This is a genomic window from Rathayibacter sp. AY1F9, from assembly GCF_002932155.1.
Lineage (GTDB): Bacteria > Actinomycetota > Actinomycetes > Actinomycetales > Microbacteriaceae > Rathayibacter.
The window spans coordinates 30,262-43,823 of the sequence record NZ_PSVA01000012.1 but is presented as its reverse complement, the minus strand read 5'-3'; the positions used below and the strand labels follow the sequence as shown (position 1 = coordinate 43,823).

Here is a 13,562-nt window from a genome sequence, read left to right as displayed (position 1 = left end):
GCTCCTCCCGCAGGCGCCCCGCGGCGGCCGCTGCCGCGGAGATCTCTCCGCAGTGAGTCCGGCGACGGACGCCACCCCGAAGGCCCGGGCGGATGATGGTCGGGTGAACCGCACCGATCGTCTGTACGGGCTCGTCGAGGAGCTGCGGGCGGTCTCGCCCCGGCCGCGGAGCGCGCGCCGTCTCGCCGAGCGGTTCGAGGTGTCGGTGCGGACCATCGAGCGGGACCTGTCCGCGCTGCAGCAGGCGGGTCTGCCGATCTGGGCGGAGCCCGGCCGCACGGGCGGCTACGTCATCGACGCGTCCGCGACCCTCGGGCCGGCCGGATTCACGGTGGAGGAGGCCGTCGCCGTGCTGATCGGCCTCAGCGCGCTGCAGCGCAGTCCGTTCCGGCAGGCAGCCAGGACCGCTGCCCGGAAGACGCTCGCGGTCCTGCCGGACGACGTGGCCGCCCGCGCCGGCGCGGTCGCCTCCCGGGTGCACTTCCTCGAGAGCGAGGAGGAGGCGGTCGTCCCGGCGGAGTTCGCGACGGCCCTCCGAGCGGATCGTGTCGTCCGGCTCCGCTACCGCGACAGCAGCGGCGCGGAATCGGTCCGAGACGTCGAACCGCTCGGCTCGATCGGGAAGGAGGAGCACTGGTACCTGATCGCGTGGTGCCGGCTGCGGGAGGGGGTCAGGGCGTTCCGCGGCGACCGGATGCTGTCGGTCGAGGTGACCGACGAGCGGCCTCCGCAGCGCACCCTGCGAGCCGAGGACCTCGCGCTCCAGTACGGACGGCTGCGGTCCGTCGTCGACGACTGACCCGCTCCGGGGACGGCCGCCGCGGACCTCGCGGAGTCCCGGACGATCTTCGGAAACACCGACAGGACGGTGTCGCGACGACCGGCGAGCCTGGTGCCATCACCTCATCCCGGCCCTGAAGGAGCCCCGTGTCGTTCACCTCCCTCCGCATCGTCACCGACGACCTCGACGGCCTCGTCGCCTTCTACGAGCAGGTCATCGGCCGTCCGGCCGAGCGCCCGGCGCCGGTCTTCGCGCAGTTCACCGGAGCGGGCGCGACCCTCGCGATCGCCCACACCACGACCGTCGGGATGCTCGACGGCGCCGTCGTCCCCGCGTCGAACCGCTCCGCGATGCTCGAGTTCGAGGTGCCCGACGTCGACCGCGCCTTCGCCGAGCTCGCACCCCGGAGCGAGGACGTGGTGCTCCCGCCGAGCACCATGCCGTGGGGCAACCGCTCCGCCCTCGTCCGCGACCCGGACGGGAACGTCGTCAACCTGTTCAGCAGGCCCGCAGGCTGACCGGGCGCACTCCGTCGGTCCGAGCACGCCCATGCCTGGCCGGTGGGACCCGACGGGGATCGCGGAGACCACCGGGGATCCTCTCTCGCGACGCGATCCTCCCGAGCGGGCGTGGCGTCGGGCCGAGCGCGACCGGTCTGCGGTTCGCAGGCGGGAGCACGGCGACTCCGTCCCGCGTGACGTCCCGACCGCACTCCGACCGTCGGGACGGCCACCCGCCGCCGGTGTCCTCGGCGGTACCCTCGCGGCATGACCTTCGTGAACGTCGGCACCCTCGGGGCCGTCCCCGGCAGACGCGACGAGCTCGTCGCCGTCCTCACCGAGCACAACGACGACCTCGTCGACGCCGGCTGCCTGCTCTACGAGGTCGGGGTCGACGACGAGCAGCCTGACACCGTCTTCGTCGTCGAGCTGTGGGAGAGCGCCGAGGCGCATCGGGCCTCCCTCGCCCTCCCCCGGGTCCAGGCCGCGATCGCGACGGCGCGCCCGCTGCTCAGCGGCGCCTTCGGCGGCTACCGCTTCGACTCAGCAGGCTCTCCCCTCCGGAGCTGACTCGCGCCGAAGGCCTGCCGGCCGTCGGCACAGGCCGACCTGGAGTGAGCGGGCCGTCCGTCAACGGAAGACCTCTTCCTCTCCCGCCACCCCGACACCTCGAAGCGGAGCACCGTGATCAGCACGTTCCTCGTCGACCACGCCGCGCTCGTCCCGATCGCCTTCTGGATCGCGGTCGCGGTGGTCACGGCGATCGCCTGGCTGCTGCACCGGCGCGGCGCGGAAAGGTCTCTTCTCGTCCTCGCCGCGCTCGCCTTCGTCGTGGGGATCGCGCTGACCGTGTATCCGCCCGACGGGACGCCGCGGGTCTTCTGCACCGTGCAGTTCTCGGTGCCGTTCGACGGCATCGACACCCTCGCGAACATCGCGCTCCTGCTCCCCGGGGCCCTGCTGCTCGCGGTCGCGGTCGGCCGGCCCCTGCTCGTCGCCGCCGCTGTCTCCGGCCTGTCCGCCCTGATCGAGGTGGTCCAGGCGTGCGTTCCGGCGATCGGCCGCTCCTGCGACACGAACGACTGGTTCATGAACACCATCGGCGCAGTCCTCGCCGCGTTCCTCGCCGCCCTGATCCTCAGAGGGGAGAAGCGGCGCGGGCGTCGGCGCATGTCCCGCTGACACCGCCTGTCACGTCGCCCTGCTCTCGGCCGGGTGTCTCGGCGGCCGACATCAGCACGGGTCCGTCGATCCACGTCCCTGTGACGCGGACCTGCTCAGAGGACGGCCGACGCCACGGGTGCCGTCTCGGCGACGTCGAGGACGACCGGGCGCGACCGGCCGTCACCGGGTGCCGCGGTCGCGTCTGTCGACCGCCCCAGGAGCTGTCAAGTCTCTCCCCCGTCGGCCTCGGCGCTGCGCACGCTGGGGGCATGAAGCATCTCCTCTTCGCGAACAAGACGATGCTGGTCGGAGACGACGCGGCGGACGCTCTGGTCGAGTACGGCGTCGCCCTCGCCGTGAGCAGCACGGCGGACCGCGTGGAGTACACCGGCATCGGCGGCGACGGCGGCACCGTGCAGGCGGTGTTCCTGCTCAACGCCGGCGCCGCCCTGGTCGCCGAGACCACTCCCTCCGATCTCCCGGAGCCGGACAACACGGCCGAGGTCGCCCGCATCCGCGAACGCACCAGGATGCTCACGGGAGTGTTCCCCGTGCAGCCGAGCGAGGACGACGTCACCTTCGACGTCGAGCTAGAGCACGGCTTCGGGTACTGACCGGCCCGCCCATGCCCTCCCTCCACGCCCCCTGGCCGACGCTCTGACCGGGGACACGGACGACGCCGAGGTCCGTCGCTGGGCGGCGTCCCGCGCCCCGCTCACGCCGGGGACGATCGCCGTGCTGCAGGCCGTCGGCTTCATCAGCGCAGCGCAGCGGGTCCCCGCCGACACGGCCCTCGCTCTCCTGCTGACGGCGGCGGAGGACGACCGGCGCGATCCGCCCGACGTGGCTCGCGATGTCCTCGCGCGCCGCCATCCCCTGGCCGATCCCGGTGACGATCGCGGCGCGTCGGGCACCCCGTGATCACCGCCCTTCCGGAGCCGTGGACGGTCCGCCGCCGGCGGCGCTGTCTCCCGCGTCCGCGACGTGAAGCGCACCTCGCGCCGCCCGCCCCGCCCGCTGGATGCGCGCCCGCACCAGCCGCTGCAGCAGCGCGGGGTAGAGCTGAACGGCGATCGTCGACCCGAGCAGCCAGGCCGCGCCGCCCGTCGCACCCGTGACCGTCGCGGCGAGGGCGAGCGCGACTCCGACGGCCGTGCACGCGACGTGCACCGCCTCGGAGCGGCGGGTGTGCTGATCGAGAGCGGCCAGCCCCGCGCGCGTGCCGTCGAAGCCGCGCTCGCGGGTGACGAGGCGGTTCCACCCGACGACGTCGAGCAGCCGACCGAAGACGCCGACCCCGAGCGCCCGCAGCACCGTCGGCTCACGGCGGCCCACGTCGAACCAGGACTGCTCGAGCGGACGGGTGCGCGCACCGAAGGTCAGTGCCGCCCAGCCGGTGAGGACCATCTGCGCGACCACGGCGAAGACCGGGCGCGAGGGTCCGATCGCGTGCCAGGCGGCGGCGAGGAGGGCTGCCGCGAGGACGGTGGGAACGAGGGTCCGGATCATCTCCGCTCCCTCCTGCTCGTGCTGCGGTGCTCGAGGCCAGTCCAGCAGATCCGCGGCATCCGTGCGCCGCGTCCTCCTCCGGACGCCCGCGCCGGGCATCCACCGCCTACTCGGCAGCGCTTCCTTGACACCGCCGCCGGCCGGTCACCATCATGCAGTCACGACCGGCGGCGGCGCGCCACCGGCGTCCCGACAGGAACGGTGCACCGATGCCCACCATGCTCTTCGTCAACCTGGCCGTCGCCGATCTCGCCCGGGCGAGGGCCTTCTACGAGTCGCTCGGCTACTCGATCAACGAGGGCTTCAGCGACGAGAACGCCGTCAGCGTGGTGATCAGCGACACGATCACCGCGATGCTGCTCACGCGGGAGTTCTTCGCCGAGTTCACCAGCAAGCCGATCATCGACGCCACCACCTCGACCGAGGTGCAGCTCGCCCTCAGCGCCGACAGCAGGGAGGAGGTCGACACCCTCCACGGCAGGGCCCTCGCCGCAGGCGCGACCCCGGCCGGCGAGCAGGACCACGGTTTCATGTACTCGAAGAGCTTCGACGACCTCGACGGCCACCACTGGGACTTCGTCTGGATGGACCCGGCGGCCGCGGCGGGCGGTGCGCCGGAGCTGTCCGTCGAGGAGATCCGGGCGAACACGACGCACAGCTGAGGCACGACCCGCGGACTCCGAGCGGTCGACGTCCACGACCCGCGACAGCACCCCTCGCAGTCACACTCCGTCACGATCCGGCGCGCACTCCCCTCGGCCTGACAGGCTCCCGGCATCCGCCTTCAGGGCGTCTGGACAGGAGCACACCGTGACGATCACTGCACCGGCGACCACCGCGACCACCGCTGCGGCGACCACAGCGACCACTGCGGCGAGCGCCGCGACCTCGACCCCGGCGTCCGAAGACCGTGCCTCCGCGGCCGCCGGCTTCACCACGCGCCAGGTGCACGCCGGTGCCGCGCCCGACGGCGCCCACGGGGCGCGCGTCACTCCCGTGCACCTCAGCGCCGGCTTCGTGTTCGACAGCTTCGAGCACGCCCGCGAGCGGTTCGCCGGCGAGGACGAGGGCTACCTCTACACCCGCAACGGGAACCCGACCACCGAGGAGGTCGAGCGTCGGCTCGCCGATCTCGAGGGCGGCGCCGAGGCGATCCTGGTGGCGAGCGGCCAGGCGGCCACCGCCTCCGCTCTCCTGGGGATCCTGCAGGCCGGCGACCGGGTGCTCTCGTCGCGCCGCTTGTACGAGGGCAACCGCGGGCTGCTGGTGCAGAACTTCGGTCGGCTCGGGATCGGCGTGGACTTCGTCGACGACGCGTCGGACCTCGGCGAGTGGGAGCGGCGGATCGGGCCCGACACCCGGGTCCTCTTCGGCGAGCCGATCCCGAACCCGAAGAACGATCTGCTGGACCTCCCGGCGCTGGCCGCGATCGCGCATCGGCACGGGCTGCCGTTCGTGGTCGACAACACGCTCGCGACCCCGTACCTCCTCCGCCCGATCGAGCACGGGGCCGACGTGGTCGTGCACTCGACCAGCAAGTTCCTCGCCGGACACGGCTCCGCCCTCGGCGGCGTGATCGTCGACGCCGGCACGTTCGACTGGGCGGCGCGCCCCGCGCTCTTCCCGCACCTCAACCAGGAGGAGCGGTCGTTCGGCGGCCGCAGCTGGACCGAGCAGCACGGCCGGCGCGCCTTCGTCTCGTACACGCGGGACATCGTGGTCTCCCGCCTCGGACCGACGCCGTCACCGCTGAACTCCTTCCTGCTGCGGCAGGGCGTCGAGACGCTGTCGCTGCGGGTCGAGCGCCACTCGGCGAACGCCCTCGCCGTCGCCCGCTTCCTCGAGGGGCGGCCCGAGGTCGTGTCGGTCGACTACTCCGGCCTGGAGTCGAGCCCGTCGTTCGCCCTCGCGCAGCGCCTGCTCCCCCGCGGGCAGGGCTCCGTCTTCTCCTTCACCGTGGCCGGAGGCGAGGCGGGCGCGGCCGCCTTCATCGACGCCGTCGAGCTGTTCAGCCACATGACCCACCTCGGCGACGTGCGCTCGCTGGTGCTGCATCCCGCGTCGACCACCCACGCCGGACGCACCCCCGCCGAGCGCGCCGCCGCCGGGATCCACCCCGGGCTCCTCCGGCTGTCGATCGGGATCGAGGACGTCGACGACCTCCTCCGCGACCTCGAACGCGGGCTCGCCGCGGTGCGCGCACGCGCCCTCCCCGCGCTCGCGGAGGTGTGAGCGTGGCGCGCCGTCAGCACTTCGGCTGGTTCTTCTCCCGGGGCTTCGGACCGCAGGGATGGGAGCACCCCTACCGGGAGTGGAACCACGACTGGACGAAGCCCGGCCTCTACCAGCAGTCGGCCCGCGAGCTGGAGCAGGCCGGCTTCGAGCTGATCGTGATGGAGGACGCCGTCTCGCTCGGCTCCCCGGAGACGCTCGACCTGCGGGTGCGGGGAGCGTACGGCGGGCCGAAGCACGATCCGCTCCTCCTGGCGCCGTACCTGTTCGCGGCGACCGAGCGGATCGGGCTGGCGCCGACGATCAACGCCGGCATCACGCCCCCGTACCTCGCCGCCCGGCAGGCGGCGACGCTGCAGCACCTCAGCTCCGACCGCTTCGGGATCAACCTGGTCACCGACGTCGGCAGCGCCCGCCACGTGGGCCTGGAGCCGCTGTCGCACGACGCGGCCTACGACCGGGCGGACGAGTGGATGGCGGTCGTCCGCCGGCTCTGGCACAGCTGGGGCGAGGGCGCGCTGATCGCCGACCCCGGGTCGGGCCGCTACGCCGACGGCACCCGGATCGACGCGTTCCGGCACCGCGGGGAGCACTTCCACGTGGACGGACCCCTGAACGCCGTCCCCTTCGCGAACGGCGACCCGATCGTCGTCTCCCCCGGCGGGTCTCCGCGCGGCCTGGCCTTCGCCGGCACGCAGTCGGACGTGCAGCTCGCGCTCGCCCCTCTGGAGGCCCGGGCGGTGCGCGACTACCGGGCGCGCGTGCTCGCCGCGGCCGAGCAGCACGGGCGGACGGCGGACGACCTGCGCGTGCTCTTCGTCGTGAAGCCCGAGATCGTGTCGAGCCCGGAGGAGGCCGCGCGCGTCGTCGAGGCGTCGCGCCACCCCGACGAGGACGCGCTGCGGCGGATCGCGCTCGGCTGGTCGAGCGACCTGGAGACCGACCTCACCGGGCTGGACCTGGACCTCCCCGTCCCGCGGTCGGTGTTCGGCGAGCACGTCTCGCACGGCACCATCGCCGGCCTGTACGGCGGCACGGAGGACGCTCCGCTGCGGGAGCTGCTCACCAGGAAGGCGCGCAAGGGCCGCGTCGCCGAGCGCGCCGGCTTCGTCGGCACCGCGGAGGAGTTCGCCGACTTCGTCGAGGAGCTCGGCGACGACGGCGGCAGCGACGGGCTCCTCCTCTCCGGGGACCTGCACCCGGTCACCCTGCACCGGATGCTCGACGACCTCGTCCCCGTCCTGCGCCGCCGCGGGATCCTCCGCGACGAGCTCGCTCCCGGCGGGACCCGCGCCAACCTCTTCGGGACGTAGGGGGGGTCCGCCCCGTCTCACTCCGGATCCTGCGCCCGGCCGGGCACCGGGCGGAAGAACCCGTGCTCGATCTCGTGGGCGAGCTGCACAGCCTCGACACGCGAGGCCGCCCGGTCCACCGCCGGCGGCCCGGCCTCATCGGGGGTGCAGAGGGAGCGGAGGCGCTGAAGGACGGCTCCTCGCCACTGTCGTGCGATGCCGCCCGCCTCGGTGCTCCGCCGTCCCACCTCGTCGAGTCCCCGCGAAGGCGCTCCGCCGTTCACACGGCGGCCCGCACGGCTTCGAGCGTCTCGAGGAGTAGGGGACGCGGCATGGCGAAGACGAGACGCACGTGGTCGGCGTATCCGGCGCCGCACAGGCGTCCGGAGGTGAGCGTCACTCCCGCCTCGCGCTGCAGGTGCTGCGCGGGATCGGCGAGGCCGAGAGCACCCAGGTCGAACCAGGCGAGATACGTCGCCTCCGGGGTGCGGTGCCCGATCCGGGGCAGCTCGGAGGCGAGGAAGTCGGCGATGAGGCGCCGGTTGCCGTCGAGGTAGTCGACGACCTCGTCGAGCCACGCTCCGCCCTCCCGGTAGGCGGCCGTCGAGGCGATCACGCCGAGATTCGAAGCGCCGTGCTGCACCGCGAACCCGAAGCGCGAGTAGACGTCCTCGTCTGCGTCATTCGTGGTGATCAGCTGCGCGGCCTTCAGGCCGGGGATGTTCCACGCCTTCGAGGCGCTCGTTCCGGTGACGGAATGCCGGGCGGCCTCCTCCGAGACCGAGGCGTAAGGGATGTGGGGGACGCCGTCGAACCGCAGCGGCGCGTGGATCTCGTCGGCGAAGACCCGCCCGCCGTGGCGCTCGACGACAGCGGCGAGACCTTCGAGCTCAGACCGCGGCAGGACCGAGCCCGTCGGGTTGTGCGGATTGCAGAGCACCAGGGTGCCCGCTCCCTGCGCGAAGGCCGCATCGATCCCGTCGAGGTCGTGCTCCCAGCGGCCGTCGACGATCGTTCCCGGGACCTCGATCACCTCGCGTCCGATGGCCGACAGGTAGGTGAGGAACGGCATGTAAGCGGGGGTAGGCACGATCACAGGTGAGCCGGGGCGGGAGAACTCGGTGACGGCCACTCCGAGCGCGGCCATGACATCCGAGACGGAGTGCACGCGGGCGGGGTCGACCGTCCACGCGTACTGCTCAGCGAGGTACTCCGCGGCGGCCTCGCCCAGCTCGCCCGCAGTCGAGGGGGACAGATAGCCCAGCACGTCGCCGGCCACGGCGTCGTGCAGTGCCCTCCGAACGGCCGGCGCCGTACCGAAGTCCATCTCGGCGACCCAGGCTCCGATGGTGCCGGGGCGGAGGCTCCACTTGCGGCTCGTCGGGCGGTCGAGTCGTTCGCGCGTGAGCGAGTCGAACAGGTGCATGGGAGTCCTCGGGGAAGCGGGCGGAGGGCGCCCCCGCTGGTCGATCGGGGCGCCCGAGGCGGGGGCGGCTCAGCTGTTGTCGAGCGGGAGCCCGGGCGGGTTCACCAGGGCCTCGTCCACGGCCTCGTCCTGCAGGCCGTAGGCCGACAGCCAGTCCTGGTACTGACCGTTCCCGATGAGGTAGCCGAGGGCCTGGGCGATCGGCTCGGCGAGTCCGGAGTCCTTCTTCACAGTCGCCGCGATCAGCCCGTCGAGCGATTCGCCCGCTCCGGAGAACGTGCCGGCGTTGCGGGTCGGGTCGGCGCCGTCCTCCGAGATCCGGTTCTGGTAGACCGTCGTCGGGTTGGGCCCGAAGTAGGCGTCGATCCGGCCGGAGCCGAGAGCGAGAGTGACGGAGTTGGCATCGGGCAGTCGCGTGATCTCCAGGGACCTGCCCTCGGACTGCAGACGGGCCTGCCACTCGAGCAGGATCTTCTCCTGGTTGGTGCCGCTGCTGACCGCGACGGTGAGTCCGTCGAGGTTCTCGTAGTCGCCGTCGAACTCCCAGTCGTTCGAGGCGAGGACCTGGAATGCGAGGGTGTCGGCGCGGTAGGAGGCGAAGTCGTACTTCTCCTTGCGCTTCTCCGTGACGGTGATGTTCGAGAAGCCGACGTCGCTGCCTCCGGTGTCGATGCCCACGAAGAGGTTGTCCCAGGTGGAGTTCTCCACCTCGGGCTGCAGCCCGAGGACGGCGGCGACGAGGCGGCCGAGATCGGGCTCCGAGCCGGTGAGGGTCTCGGTGTCGGTCCCGGTGAACGCGAGCGGAGGGAAGCCTGCGGGGAGAGCGCCGACGCCGATCGTCAGGGTCCCGCGGTCGAGGATCTCCTGCGGCAGCGTGCCGCGGATCTCGTCGACGACCGGCACGTCGATGTCCGTCTCGGTCGCCGCTCCGTTGGAGAGGGCACCCACGGTGACGGTGGTGGTGCCGGAGGCGGCTCCCGGGGAGGCCGGGTCGGAGGCGGCGGCACCGGAGCAGGCCGCGAGGCCCGTCGTCAGCGCGGCGGCAGCGAGAAGCGCCCCGACTCTGGTCCAACGAGTGATGTGCGGTCTGGTCATGATTCGATTCCTGTGTCTGTCGTGCGGATCAGCCGAGGACTCGGCCGAGGAAGTCGCGGGTCCGCGGATTCTGCGGGCGGTCGAGGACCTCGCTCGGGCTGCCCTGCTCGACGACGAGGCCGTCGTCGACGAACACCACCCGGTCGGCGACCTCGCGGGCGAAGCCGATCTCGTGGGTCACGACGATGAGGGTGCGGCCGCTCTCGGCCAGCGACCGGATGACCTGCAGCACCTCCCCGACGAGCTCGGGATCGAGAGCCGAGGTCGGCTCGTCGAAGAGGATCACCTCGGGGTCGAGCGCGAGCGCACGCGCGATGGCCACGCGCTGCTGCTGGCCGCCGGAGAGCTGCCTCGGATAGGCCGCCGCCTTGTCGGCGAGACGGACGTGCTCGAGCAGGGCGCGTGCCCGCTCGCGGGCCTCCGCGGGCGGCTGCCCCTGCGAGATCGGCGCCTCGGTGACGTTCTCGAGGATCGTCAGGTGCGGGAAGAGGTTGAAGCTCTGGAAGACGAAGCCGATCCTCGCCCTCTGGCGCAGGATCTCCTTCTCGCGCAGCTCCTTGAGCCGACCGCCGCGCAGCCGCACCCCGATCAGCTCGCCGTTCACGGAGACGAACCCCTCGTCGAGCTTCTCGAGATGGTTGATCGCCCGCAGCAGGGTCGACTTGCCCGAGCCGCTCGGACCGAGGATAACCGTGACGGTGCCCGCCTCGACGCGCAGGTCGACTCCCCGGAGCACGGTCCGGTCGCCGTAGGACTTGGTCGCGTTGTGGATCTCGATGGCGGCGGTCATCGCGCACTCCTCAGGCCGGCGAGCGAGCGCCGCACCCGCTGGAGGGGCGTGGGCGCGAGCTCCCGGTGCGCGCCGCGGGCGTAGAAGCGCTCGATGTAGAACTGCACGACCGAGATCGCCGAGGTCAGCACCAGGTACCAGATCGTCGCGACGACGAGCAGGGGGATGATGTCCGTCGGGTACGTGCTGCCGAGGTTCTGAGCGACCCCGAACAGGTCGAGCAGCGAGACGTAGAACAGCAGCGAGCTCGCCTTCAGCAGGCCGATGATCTGGTTCACGTAGGCGGGCACGATCGAGCGGAGCGCCTGCGGGAGGACGATGCGGGTGAACTGGCGGCGCTGCGGGATCCCGAGCGCCTTCGCCGCTTCGTGCTGCCCCTGATCGACCGCGAGCACCCCGGAACGGACGACCTCGGCGCTGTAGGCGATCTCGGACAGGCTCAGGCCGATCACGCCGAGGGCGAGCGGAGGCAGCAGCGACACCGTCGGCACCGACCACTGCGGACCGAAGGGGATGCCGATGCCGACGGTCGGATACAGGTTGCCGAGATTGAACAGGAAGATGAGGACGAGGATCAGCGGCACCGAGCGGAACAGCCAGATGTAGACCCAGCTGAGCGTCGACAGCACCGGATTGCCCGAGAGCCGTGCTACGGCGACGACGATGCCTCCGACGAAGCTGATCACGGCGCTGATGGCGGTGGCGAGGAGCGTCAGCTGCAGCCCCTTCAGGATCGCCGGACTGAAGAGCCAGGTCCCGACCTTCGGCCACTCCCACGACGGGTTCGTGAAGAGGGTCTGTCCGGCGTTCAGCAGGAGCACGAGGACCAGTGCGGCGACCACCCAGCGCACCGGGTGGCGCAGCGGCAGCACCGGCCGCTCGCCGAGTCGGGCGAGGTCGATGCCTCCGGGAAGGGGGCCGGACGTGTCCCGCGGTCGAGGCGGCGCGATCGTGCCGCTCATGAGGCACGCCCCGTGACGCCACCGCGCAGGCGTGCTCCGCCGTCGGGCAGGGACGCGGTGAGCTGCGCGAAGGAGTCGTCGTGCGCGGTCCGGATCCTCGCGACGTCGAGCGGCCGATCGGTGAGCGTCCGCGCATAGCCGTGCAGGACGACCACCTCCGGAGGCTGGGTCACGTCGTAGAGCGGTGTGTAGCCCGCGGTGAGGTAGAGCCGCTGCGCCTCCGGCTGGAGCGGCCCGGTCGTGAGGTAGACGGTCGAGTAGCCGAGCCGGCGGGCCTCCGCCTCGAGCTCTGCGACCACGCGCAGGGCGAGTCCCTGCCGACGGTGCGCCGAGGATGTCCAGATGCGCTTGAGCTCGGCGGTCGTGTCGTCGAATCTCTTCAGCGCGCCTCCGGCGATCGCGGTGCCGTCGCGCAGAAGCAGGACGAAGGATCCCTCCGGCGGGGCGAACACCTCGCTCGGGTAGCGCGCGAGCTCGGCCGATGCCGGCTCGCCCCAGGCGGTGCCGTAGCGGGTGTCGTACTCGCGCTCGAGCTCGTCGAGCAGGGGCCGGGCCCGCGGGTCATCGGCCCGCACATGGACGAACTCGTCGGCCGCGACGGTGTCAGACGAGGACACGAGCGGCCTCCTCGGCGGCCTGGGCGGCCGCGGCGTCGCGTCGAGCGACCTCCTCGCGCACCAGCGGTATCACGTGGCGACCGAAGTCGAGGGTGTCGTCGACGTAGTCGTAGCCGCGCGCTGAGATGATGTCGACCCCGAGATCGACGCAGTCGAGCAGCGCGGCGGCCACCGTCTCCGGCGTCCCGACGAGGGCGTTCGAGTTGCCGCGCGCTCCCGCGGCGACTCCCGCCCTGGTCCAGAGCGCGCGATCGAAACGGTCGCCTGCGGCGGCGATCGCGAGGAGGCGCTGCGAGCCGGTGTTCTCCGGCGCGGCGAGGCCTCCGGGGGCGGTCTCGCGGGTGCGCGCCTCGATGCGGCGGAGGATCCCCTCCGCCTTCTCCCAGGCCTGCTCCTCGGTGGCCCCGAGGATGGGTCGGAAGGCGACCTGGATGCGCGGCGCGACGTCGCGGCCGGCCGCCGCCGCCGCCTCCCGGATGCTGCGGATCTGCTCGGCGGTGTCCCGCAGCGGCTCGCCCCAGAGCGCGTAGACGTCGCTCTCGGCGGCACCGACGGACAGAGCGGCGGGAGAGGAGCCTCCGAACGAGATCTGCGGCCGAGGCTGCTGCACCGGCCAGACGTCGCTGACGAACCGGGAGAAGCGGTAGTGCTCCCCGACGTGATCGAACGGCTCACGGGTCGTCCAGACCTGCTTGACAATCCTGATGTACTCGGCGGTGCGCGCGTAGCGCTCGTCCTTGCTCAGGTAGTCGCCCTCCGCGGCCTGGTCCGCGTCCGACCCGCCCGTGATCACGTGGACGCTCAGGCGGCCTCCACTCAGCTGATCGAGGGTCGCGAAGGCTTTCGCCGCGACCGTGGGGTAGGAGAGGTTGGGCCGGTGCGCCAGCAGCAGCTGGATGCGCTCGAGCCGCGACGCGATGAAAGCGGCGGCGACGGCGGGGTCGGGGGCTCCGGAGTGGTAGGCGAACAGGATGCGGTCCCACCCGCTGTCCTCATGAGCCGCGGCCAGACGCACCGTGTACTCCGGGTCGAAGCTCGCGCCGCTGCGTGCTCGTGTCTCGCTGCCGTCGTTGAGCGCGGCGATGCCGAGGAATTCGATGGGCACTCGAGGCTCCTGCCTGTCGGGGCGCACCGTTCTGCACGCCGTGGGGGCCGACGCTAGGGTCCGCGGCCACCCGGCTCCAACCCGCCGCT

At 72.4% G+C, this 13,562-nt stretch carries 16 protein-coding genes; 9 read left to right on the top strand and 7 right to left on the bottom strand.

What is annotated here, in order from left to right:
* The first annotated feature begins 103 nt into the window (after window positions 1-103).
* The 6 genes from C5C37_RS09575 (at window position 104) to C5C37_RS09550 (ending at window position 3,366) form a co-directional block, all read left to right on the top strand.
* Window positions 104-799 (top strand): YafY family protein, encoded by a 696-nt coding sequence (locus C5C37_RS09575; protein ID WP_104262256.1) that lies wholly within the window; start codon window positions 104-106, stop codon window positions 797-799.
* A 128-nt stretch (window positions 800-927) separates the two neighbouring features.
* Entirely contained in the window at window positions 928-1,299 is a 372-nt protein-coding gene (locus C5C37_RS09570; RefSeq protein WP_104338855.1) for a VOC family protein, read from the top strand.
* Between the two features lie 249 nt (window positions 1,300-1,548).
* A complete protein-coding gene (locus C5C37_RS09565; protein ID WP_104338854.1) occupies window positions 1,549-1,851 on the top strand; it encodes a putative quinol monooxygenase in 303 nt (100 codons plus the stop codon).
* Between the two features lie 114 nt (window positions 1,852-1,965).
* Entirely contained in the window at window positions 1,966-2,463 is a 498-nt protein-coding gene (locus tag C5C37_RS09560) for a VanZ family protein (protein WP_104338853.1), read from the top strand.
* A gap of 251 nt (window positions 2,464-2,714) precedes the next feature.
* A complete protein-coding gene (locus C5C37_RS09555; RefSeq protein ID WP_104338852.1) occupies window positions 2,715-3,059 on the top strand; it encodes a hypothetical protein in 345 nt (114 codons plus the stop codon).
* A gap of 121 nt (window positions 3,060-3,180) precedes the next feature.
* Entirely contained in the window at window positions 3,181-3,366 is a 186-nt protein-coding gene (locus C5C37_RS09550; protein WP_104233977.1) for a hypothetical protein, read from the top strand.
* On the opposite strand, the gene C5C37_RS09545 is transcribed toward C5C37_RS09550, so the two are convergent.
* Entirely contained in the window at window positions 3,367-3,954 is a 588-nt protein-coding gene (locus C5C37_RS09545; protein WP_104338851.1) for a hypothetical protein, read from the bottom strand.
* 209 nt (window positions 3,955-4,163) lie between these two features.
* Here C5C37_RS09545 and C5C37_RS09540 point away from each other — a divergent pair, with 209 nt between their 5' ends.
* The 3 genes from C5C37_RS09540 (at window position 4,164) to C5C37_RS09530 (ending at window position 7,499) form a co-directional block, all read left to right on the top strand.
* Window positions 4,164-4,616 (top strand): VOC family protein, encoded by a 453-nt coding sequence (locus C5C37_RS09540; RefSeq protein ID WP_104238888.1) that lies wholly within the window; start codon window positions 4,164-4,166, stop codon window positions 4,614-4,616.
* A 283-nt stretch (window positions 4,617-4,899) separates the two neighbouring features.
* Window positions 4,900-6,186 (top strand): O-acetylhomoserine aminocarboxypropyltransferase/cysteine synthase family protein, encoded by a 1,287-nt coding sequence (locus C5C37_RS09535; protein WP_104247137.1) that lies wholly within the window; start codon window positions 4,900-4,902, stop codon window positions 6,184-6,186.
* Between the two features lie 2 nt (window positions 6,187-6,188).
* A complete protein-coding gene (locus C5C37_RS09530; protein ID WP_104338850.1) occupies window positions 6,189-7,499 on the top strand; it encodes an LLM class flavin-dependent oxidoreductase in 1,311 nt (436 codons plus the stop codon).
* A 259-nt stretch (window positions 7,500-7,758) separates the two neighbouring features.
* Here C5C37_RS09530 and C5C37_RS09525 read toward each other — a convergent pair whose 3' ends face one another.
* From C5C37_RS09525 to C5C37_RS09500, 6 genes are all read right to left on the bottom strand, one after another.
* Entirely contained in the window at window positions 7,759-8,904 is a 1,146-nt protein-coding gene (locus C5C37_RS09525; protein WP_104247108.1) for a MalY/PatB family protein, read from the bottom strand.
* 69 nt (window positions 8,905-8,973) lie between these two features.
* The gene (locus C5C37_RS09520) at window positions 8,974-9,999 is read right to left on the bottom strand and encodes a transporter substrate-binding domain-containing protein (RefSeq protein WP_104223286.1); all 1,026 of its coding nucleotides are present in this window, start codon (window positions 9,997-9,999) and stop codon (window positions 8,974-8,976) included.
* A gap of 28 nt (window positions 10,000-10,027) precedes the next feature.
* On the bottom strand, window positions 10,028-10,789 hold the full coding sequence (locus C5C37_RS09515) for an amino acid ABC transporter ATP-binding protein (protein ID WP_104223287.1): 762 nt from the start codon (window positions 10,787-10,789) through the stop codon (window positions 10,028-10,030).
* Window positions 10,786-11,751, bottom strand: a complete 966-nt coding sequence (locus tag C5C37_RS09510) for an amino acid ABC transporter permease (RefSeq protein ID WP_104233982.1) — start codon at window positions 11,749-11,751, stop codon at window positions 10,786-10,788. The genes C5C37_RS09515 and C5C37_RS09510 overlap by 4 nt, the downstream gene beginning before the upstream one ends.
* A complete protein-coding gene (locus C5C37_RS09505; protein WP_219812286.1) occupies window positions 11,748-12,368 on the bottom strand; it encodes a GNAT family N-acetyltransferase in 621 nt (206 codons plus the stop codon). The genes C5C37_RS09510 and C5C37_RS09505 overlap by 4 nt, the downstream gene beginning before the upstream one ends.
* A complete protein-coding gene (locus tag C5C37_RS09500) occupies window positions 12,355-13,473 on the bottom strand; it encodes an LLM class flavin-dependent oxidoreductase (protein WP_104338849.1) in 1,119 nt (372 codons plus the stop codon). Before C5C37_RS09500 ends, C5C37_RS09505 begins: the two co-directional genes overlap by 14 nt.
* Between the last annotated feature and the right edge of the window lie 89 nt (window positions 13,474-13,562).

Bases quoted from the DNA above. Each gene is read 5' to 3' on its own strand.
- C5C37_RS09545 (WP_104338851.1), bottom strand. From the start codon at position 3,954: ATGATCCGGACCCTCGTTCCCACCGTCCTCGCGGCAGCCCTCCTCGCC.
- C5C37_RS09525 (WP_104247108.1), bottom strand. From the start codon at position 8,904: ATGCACCTGTTCGACTCGCTCACGCGCGAACGACTCGACCGCCCGACG.
- C5C37_RS09510 (WP_104233982.1), bottom strand. From the start codon at position 11,751: ATGAGCGGCACGATCGCGCCGCCTCGACCGCGGGACACGTCCGGCCCC.
- C5C37_RS09515 (WP_104223287.1), bottom strand. From the start codon at position 10,789: ATGACCGCCGCCATCGAGATCCACAACGCGACCAAGTCCTACGGCGAC.
- C5C37_RS09540 (WP_104238888.1), top strand. From the start codon at position 4,164: ATGCCCACCATGCTCTTCGTCAACCTGGCCGTCGCCGATCTCGCCCGG.
- C5C37_RS09555 (WP_104338852.1), top strand. From the start codon at position 2,715: ATGAAGCATCTCCTCTTCGCGAACAAGACGATGCTGGTCGGAGACGAC.
- C5C37_RS09565 (WP_104338854.1), top strand. From the start codon at position 1,549: ATGACCTTCGTGAACGTCGGCACCCTCGGGGCCGTCCCCGGCAGACGC.
- C5C37_RS09520 (WP_104223286.1), bottom strand. From the start codon at position 9,999: ATGACCAGACCGCACATCACTCGTTGGACCAGAGTCGGGGCGCTTCTC.